The 6,637-nt window shown below is 61.5% G+C and carries 6 protein-coding genes and 1 pseudogene; 6 read left to right on the top strand and 1 reads right to left on the bottom strand.

Annotation, left to right across the window (positions count from 1 at the left end):
- The 5 genes from PFH44_RS23540 to trpA all read left to right on the top strand — a co-directional run.
- Nucleotides 1–842: anthranilate synthase component 1 (locus PFH44_RS23540; protein ID WP_283826322.1), on the top strand; the 842-nt coding region annotated here is incomplete at its 5' end.
- Nucleotides 842–2,437, top strand: a complete 1,596-nt coding sequence (gene trpD / locus PFH44_RS23535; RefSeq protein WP_045855050.1) for a bifunctional anthranilate synthase glutamate amidotransferase component TrpG/anthranilate phosphoribosyltransferase TrpD — start codon at nt 842–844, stop codon at nt 2,435–2,437. The genes PFH44_RS23540 and trpD, both read left to right, overlap by 1 nt.
- Before the next feature lie 3 nt (nt 2,438–2,440).
- Complete coding sequence (gene trpCF / locus PFH44_RS23530) at nt 2,441–3,799, top strand: bifunctional indole-3-glycerol-phosphate synthase TrpC/phosphoribosylanthranilate isomerase TrpF (RefSeq protein WP_283826321.1); 1,359 nt, start codon at nt 2,441–2,443, stop codon at nt 3,797–3,799.
- A 14-nt stretch (nt 3,800–3,813) separates the two neighbouring features.
- Nucleotides 3,814–5,007 (top strand): tryptophan synthase subunit beta, encoded by a 1,194-nt coding sequence (gene trpB / locus PFH44_RS23525; RefSeq protein WP_283826320.1) that lies wholly within the window; start codon nt 3,814–3,816, stop codon nt 5,005–5,007.
- Nucleotides 5,007–5,816 (top strand): tryptophan synthase subunit alpha, encoded by an 810-nt coding sequence (trpA, locus tag PFH44_RS23520; RefSeq protein WP_045855047.1) that lies wholly within the window; start codon nt 5,007–5,009, stop codon nt 5,814–5,816. The genes trpB and trpA overlap by 1 nt, the downstream gene beginning before the upstream one ends.
- Before the next feature lie 23 nt (nt 5,817–5,839).
- On the opposite strand, the gene PFH44_RS23515 is transcribed toward trpA, so the two are convergent.
- Nucleotides 5,840–6,304, bottom strand: coding sequence for a MarR family winged helix-turn-helix transcriptional regulator (locus tag PFH44_RS23515; RefSeq protein WP_045855046.1), 465 nt, complete (start codon nt 6,302–6,304; stop codon nt 5,840–5,842).
- A 76-nt stretch (nt 6,305–6,380) separates the two neighbouring features.
- On the opposite strand from PFH44_RS23515, the pseudogene PFH44_RS23510 reads away from it, so the two are divergent.
- Nucleotides 6,381–6,637: pseudogene (locus PFH44_RS23510) on the top strand (quinone oxidoreductase family protein); the annotation flags it as partial.

The following is a 6,637-nucleotide window of genomic DNA, read 5'->3' as shown; positions in this document are numbered from 1 at the left end:
GCGACGACGAGTACGGCCCCGTGGTCCGCAAAATGCAGCGCGCTATCCGCGCCGGCGAAATTTTCCAGGTGGTGCCATCGCGCCGCTTCTCTCTGCCCTGCCCGTCGCCGCTGGCGGCCTACGACGTGCTGAAGAAGAGCAACCCGAGTCCGTACATGTTCTTTATGCAGGATAACGACTTCGCCCTGTTCGGCGCGTCGCCGGAAAGCTCGCTGAAGTACGATGCCGTCAGCCGCCAGATTGAAATCTACCCGATTGCCGGTACCCGCCCGCGCGGCCGTCGTGCCGACGGTTCGCTGGATCGCGATCTCGACAGCCGCATCGAACTCGAAATGCGCACCGATCATAAAGAGCTCTCCGAGCACCTGATGCTGGTCGATCTGGCGCGTAACGACCTCGCCCGCATCTGCACCCCGGGCAGCCGTTACGTGGCCGACCTGACCAAAGTCGACCGCTACTCTTTCGTCATGCACCTGGTGTCCCGGGTGGTCGGCGAGCTGCGTAACGACCTCGACGTGCTGCACGCCTATCGCGCCTGTATGAATATGGGCACCCTGAGCGGCGCGCCGAAGGTGCGCGCGATGCAGCTCATCGCCGCCGCCGAGGGCAAGCGCCGCGGCAGCTACGGCGGCGCGGTCGGCTATTTCACCGCCCACGGCGACCTGGATACCTGCATCGTGATCCGCTCTGCCTACGTGCAGGATGGCGTGGCCACCGTTCAGGCCGGCGCCGGTATTGTCCTCGATTCAGTGCCTCAGTCCGAAGCAGATGAAACCCGAAATAAAGCCCGCGCGGTGCTGCGCGCAATTGCCCAGGCCCACCACGCGAAGGAGACTTTCTAATGGCCGACATTCTGCTGCTCGATAATATCGATTCTTTTACCTATAACCTGGCAGACCAGCTGCGCGCCAACGGCCATAACGTGGTGATTTACCGTAACTCGGTTCCGGCACAAACCTTAATCGAGCGTATCGGCACGATGGACAATCCGGTGCTGATGCTCTCCCCCGGCCCGGGCACGCCGAGCGAAGCCGGCTGCATGCCGGAGCTGCTGACTCGCATGCGCGGCAAGCTGCCGATCGTCGGCATCTGCCTTGGCCATCAGGCGATTGTTGAAGCCTACGGCGGCTACGTCGGCCAGGCGGGCGAAATCCTGCACGGTAAAGCGTCCAGCATCGAGCATGACGGCCAGGCGATGTTTGCCGGCCTCACTAACCCGCTGCCGGTTGCCCGCTACCATTCGCTGGTCGGCAGCAACATTCCGGCCGGGCTGACCATCAACGCCAACTATAACGGGATGGTGATGGCGGTGCGTCATGATGCCGATCGCGTTTGCGGCTTCCAGTTCCACCCGGAGTCGATTCTCACCACCCAGGGCGCGCGTCTGCTGGAGCAAACCCTGGCCTGGGCGCTGCAGAAGCTGGAGCAAACCAATACTATCCAGCCGATTCTGGAAAAGCTGTATCAGGCGGAAACCCTGAGCCAGCAGGAGAGCCACCAGCTGTTTTCTGCGGTCGTGCGCGGCGAAGTCAAGCCGGAGCAGCTGGCCGCCGCCCTGGTCAGTATGAAGGTGCGCGGCGAGCAGCCGCAGGAGATTGCCGGCGCCGCCACCGCCCTGCTGGAAAATGCCGCGCCGTTCCCGCGTCCTGACTACCCGTTTGCCGATATCGTCGGCACCGGCGGCGACGGCAGCAACAGCATCAATATCTCTACCGCCAGCGCGTTTGTGGCCGCAGCCTGCGGGCTGAAGGTCGCGAAACACGGCAACCGCAGCGTCTCCAGTAAATCGGGCTCTTCCGACCTGCTGGCCGCATTCGGCATCAACCTCGATATGAACGCCGATAAATCCCGCGCCGCGCTGGATGAGCTGGGCGTCTGCTTCCTGTTTGCGCCGAAATATCACACCGGGTTCCGCCACGCGATGCCGGTTCGTCAGCAGCTGAAGACCCGGACGCTGTTTAACGTGCTGGGGCCGCTGATTAACCCGGCGCACCCGCCGCTGGCGCTGATTGGCGTTTACAGCCCGGAGCTGGTGCTGCCTATCGCGGAAACCCTGCGCGTGCTGGGCTACCAGCGGGCAGCGGTCGTCCACAGCGGCGGCATGGATGAGGTATCGCTCCACGCGCCGACGGTGGTCGCCGAGCTCCATAACGGCGAGATCAAAAGCTATCAGCTGACCGCGGATGACTTTGGCCTGACGCCTTATCACCAGGAGCAGCTGGCCGGCGGTACGCCGGAAGAAAACCGTGACATTCTGACGCGCTTACTACAAGGTAAAGGTGAAGCCGCTCATGAAGCCGCGGTCGCCGCCAACGTGGCAATGCTGATGCGTTTACACGGGCATGAAGACCTGAAAGCCAACGCCCGGCAGGTGATTGACGTGCTGCGCAGCGGAGCGGCCTATGACAGAGTGACCGCATTAGCGGCAAGAGGGTAAATAATGCAGACCGTTTTAGCAAAAATCGTTGCCGACAAAGCGATTTGGGTAGAAGCCCGCAAGCAGCAGCAGCCGTTAGCCAGTTTTCAAAACGAGGTCGTCCCGACGCAGCGTAACTTTTACGATGCCCTCGCGGGGACGCGCAGCGTGTTTATTCTCGAGTGCAAAAAAGCCTCGCCGTCGAAGGGCCTGATTCGCCAGAATTTTGACCCGGCGGAAATCGCCGGAGTGTATAAGAACTACGCCTCGGCCATCTCGGTGCTGTGCGATGAGAAATATTTCCAGGGCAGTTTTGATTTTCTGCCCATCGTCAGCGCCATCGCGCCGCAGCCGATACTGTGCAAGGATTTCACCATCGATCCTTACCAGATCTATCTGGCGCGCTACTATCAGGCCGATGCCTGCCTGCTGATGCTGTCGGTGCTTAACGATGAGCAGTATCGCCAGCTCGCTGCCGTCGCGCACAGCCTCAATATGGGCGTGCTGACCGAAGTGAGTACCGAAGAGGAGCTGGAGCGCGCCATTGCGCTGAAGGCGAAGGTGGTCGGGATCAACAACCGCGATCTGCGCGATATGTCGATTGACCTCAACCGCACCCGCCAGCTGGCGCCGCGTCTGGGCCATGACGTCACCGTGATCTGCGAATCCGGGATTCATACCTATGCCGAGGTCCGCGATCTCAGCCACTTTGCTAACGGCTTCCTGATCGGCTCCGCGCTGATGGAGCACGATGACCTCGACGCGGCCGTCAGGCGCGTGCTGCTCGGTGAAAACAAAGTTTGCGGCCTGACCCGACCTCAGGACGCGCAGGTGGCCTATGAATCCGGCGCCATCTACGGCGGGCTGATTTTTGTCCCTGGCTCACCGCGCGTCGTCAACGAGGCGCAGGCGAAAGAGATTATCCAGGCCGCCGGGCTGCGCTACGTCGGGGTGTTCCGCGATGCGCCGGTCGAGGACGTGGCCGAGCGCGCAGAGAGCCTGCGGCTGGCTGCGGTTCAGCTGCACGGCAGCGAAGATCAGGCCTATATCGACGCGCTGCGTGGGCGGCTGCCGGAACAGGTCCAGATCTGGAAAGCGCTCAGCGTGGGTGATGCGCTGCCGGAACGCAGCCTGCATCACGTCGATAAATATCTCTTCGATAACGGCCAGGGCGGCAGCGGTCAGCGCTTCGACTGGACGCTTTTACAAGGCCAGGAGCTGGGTAACGTCCTGCTGGCAGGCGGACTCGGTGCCGATAACTGCGTAGAGGCCGCCAAAAGCGGCTGTGCCGGACTCGATTTTAATTCAGGCGTTGAGTCGCAGCCGGGTATTAAAGATGCCAGCAAGCTGGCCTCGGTTTTCCAGACGCTGCGCGCATATTAAGGAGCAATGCAATAATGAGTACTTTACTGAACCCCTATTTTGGCGAATTTGGCGGTATGTACGTCCCGCAGATCCTGATGCCCGCTCTGCGCCAGCTGGAAGAAGCTTTCGTCAGCGCGCAGAAAGATCCCGAGTTCCAGGCTGAATTTAGCGACCTGCTGAAGAACTACGCCGGTCGTCCGACGGCCTTAACCAAGTGTCGTAACCTGACCGCAGGCACCCGCACCACGCTGTACCTCAAGCGTGAAGATTTGCTCCACGGCGGCGCGCATAAAACCAACCAGGTGCTGGGCCAGGCATTGCTGGCGAAGCGCATGGGTAAAACCGAAATCATTGCCGAAACCGGCGCCGGCCAGCACGGCGTGGCCTCCGCGCTCGCCAGCGCGCTGCTCGGCCTGAAATGCCGCATCTATATGGGCGCGAAAGACGTTGAGCGCCAGTCGCCAAACGTCTTCCGCATGCGCCTGATGGGGGCGGAAGTGATCCCGGTGCACAGCGGCTCCTCCACGCTGAAGGACGCCTGTAACGAAGCGCTGCGCGACTGGTCCGGCAGCTACGATACCGCGCACTATATGCTCGGTACCGCAGCCGGCCCGCATCCGTTCCCGACCATCGTCCGCGAGTTCCAGCGCATGATCGGCGAAGAGACCAAAGCGCAGATCCTCGAGCGCGAAGGCCGTCTGCCGGATGCGGTCATCGCCTGCGTCGGCGGCGGCTCCAACGCTATCGGCATGTTTGCTGACTTTATCGAGGAAACCAACGTCGGCCTGATCGGCGTGGAACCGGCGGGCCACGGCATTGAAACCGGCGAGCACGGCGCGCCGCTGAAGCACGGTCGCGTGGGTATCTATTTCGGCATGAAATCGCCGATGATGCAGACCGATGATGGCCAAATTGAGGAATCTTACTCTATCTCCGCCGGGCTGGACTTCCCGTCGGTGGGCCCTCAGCATGCGTTCCTCAACAGCACCGGCCGCGCCGACTACGTGTCGATCACCGACAACGAGGCGCTGGAAGCGTTCAAAGCGCTCTCCCGCCATGAGGGGATTATTCCGGCCCTGGAATCCTCCCACGCCCTGGCCCATGCGCTAAAAATGATGCGTGAAAACCCGGAAAAAGAGCAGCTGCTGGTGGTTAACCTGTCCGGTCGCGGCGATAAAGACATCTTCACCGTACACGATATTCTGAAAGCGCGAGGGGAAATCTGATGGAACGTTATGAGACGCTGTTTGCACAACTGAAATCCCGCCAGGAAGGCGCGTTTGTTCCCTTCGTCACGCTGGGCGATCCCAACCCGGCGCTGTCGCTGCAGATCGTCGATACGCTGATCGAAGCGGGTGCCGACGCACTGGAATTGGGTATTCCCTTCTCCGACCCGCTGGCCGATGGCCCGACTATCCAGGGCGCGGCCCTGCGTGCGTTCGCCGCCGGCGTGACGCCGGCGCAGTGCTTCGAGATGCTGGCGGCAATCCGTCACAAGCATCCGACGATCCCTATCGGCCTGCTGATGTACGCGAACCTGGTGTTCAGCCCCGGCATTGACGCTTTCTATGCCGAATGCGCGCGGGTTGGCGTGGATTCCGTGCTGGTCGCCGATGTGCCCATCGAAGAGTCGGCGCCTTTCCGCCAGGCGGCGATGCGGCACAATATCGCCCCCATCTTCATCTGCCCGCCGAATGCCGATGACGAGCTGCTGCGCCAGATTGCCTCTTTTGGTCGCGGCTATACCTATCTGCTGTCGCGCGCCGGGGTCACCGGGGCGGAAAACCGCGCCGCCCTGCCGCTGCATCATCTTATTGAGAAGCTGCGCGAATATAACGCCGCGCCGCCGCTGCAGGGCTTCGGTATTTCCGCCGCCGATCAGGTGACCGCCGCGATTGACGCCGGCGCCGCCGGGGCAATTTCCGGCTCCGCCATCGTCAAAATCATCGAACGTAACCTCAGCGATCCGCAAACGATGCTGGCCGAGCTGAAGGCTTTTGTGCAGAGCCTTAAAGCCGCCACTAAAGCAGCGTAACGCCCCGACCGCCTGGCCATTCGTCAGGCGGTTATTTTTTGCTGCAGGCTGTCCGCGTATTTGCGCGTCAGGCGGAACAGCGCCAGCACATCCTCCTGCGTCCAGTCCATAAGCACCTGATTCATCAGCTGCGTTCTGGCTAGCGCAATGCGTTCAATCAGCGTCTGCCCCTGCGCGGTCAAGGTCACTTCACTGATCCGTCGATCGCTAACGTTGGGCTGCTTCAGCGCCAGGCCCTGCGCCTCCAGCTTTTTCACCTGCCGGCTGACGGTGGTGTAATCCCGTCCCAGGCTATCCGCCAGCTCTACCACGCCCACCGGCCCATAGCGCCCTATCGCCACCAGCAGCGGGAAGAGGATCTGATCGAGCTGCACCCCGGCGGCCTGCAGTATCTGCTCATCGCGCACCGGCAGATTCATCACCCGGATGATATCCAGCAGCGCGCCGTGAAAGTCGGTGATATCGTAATTATTATGTGCATATTGCATATATTATTTAACCCGGTGTATAGTGCCGTTATCTGATATGTGCATTTTACACGTAATTCATCCCGGAGGTAACACCATGAAAGCAGCCGTCGTATTCGAACTCCAGCAGGGCCCGGTGTGGGCCGACTTTGCCGATCCGCAGGCCGATGAGCATCACCTCCTGGTCGACGTACGCGCCGCCGCCATCAGCCACGTCGTCAAGGGCCGGGCGAGCGGCAAGCACTACAGCTTTGACGGTCGTCTGCCCTTCGTGGTGGGCATCGACGGCGTCGGAACCTTGCCGAACGGGCAGCGCGTTTACTTCGCCTTCCCGCGCGCGCCATGCTGCCCCAG

The organism is Klebsiella sp. Ech2A (assembly GCF_030078455.1).
Taxonomy (GTDB): domain Bacteria; phylum Pseudomonadota; class Gammaproteobacteria; order Enterobacterales; family Enterobacteriaceae; genus Klebsiella; species Klebsiella terrigena.
This window is presented reverse-complemented; position numbering and strand designations above follow the sequence as displayed.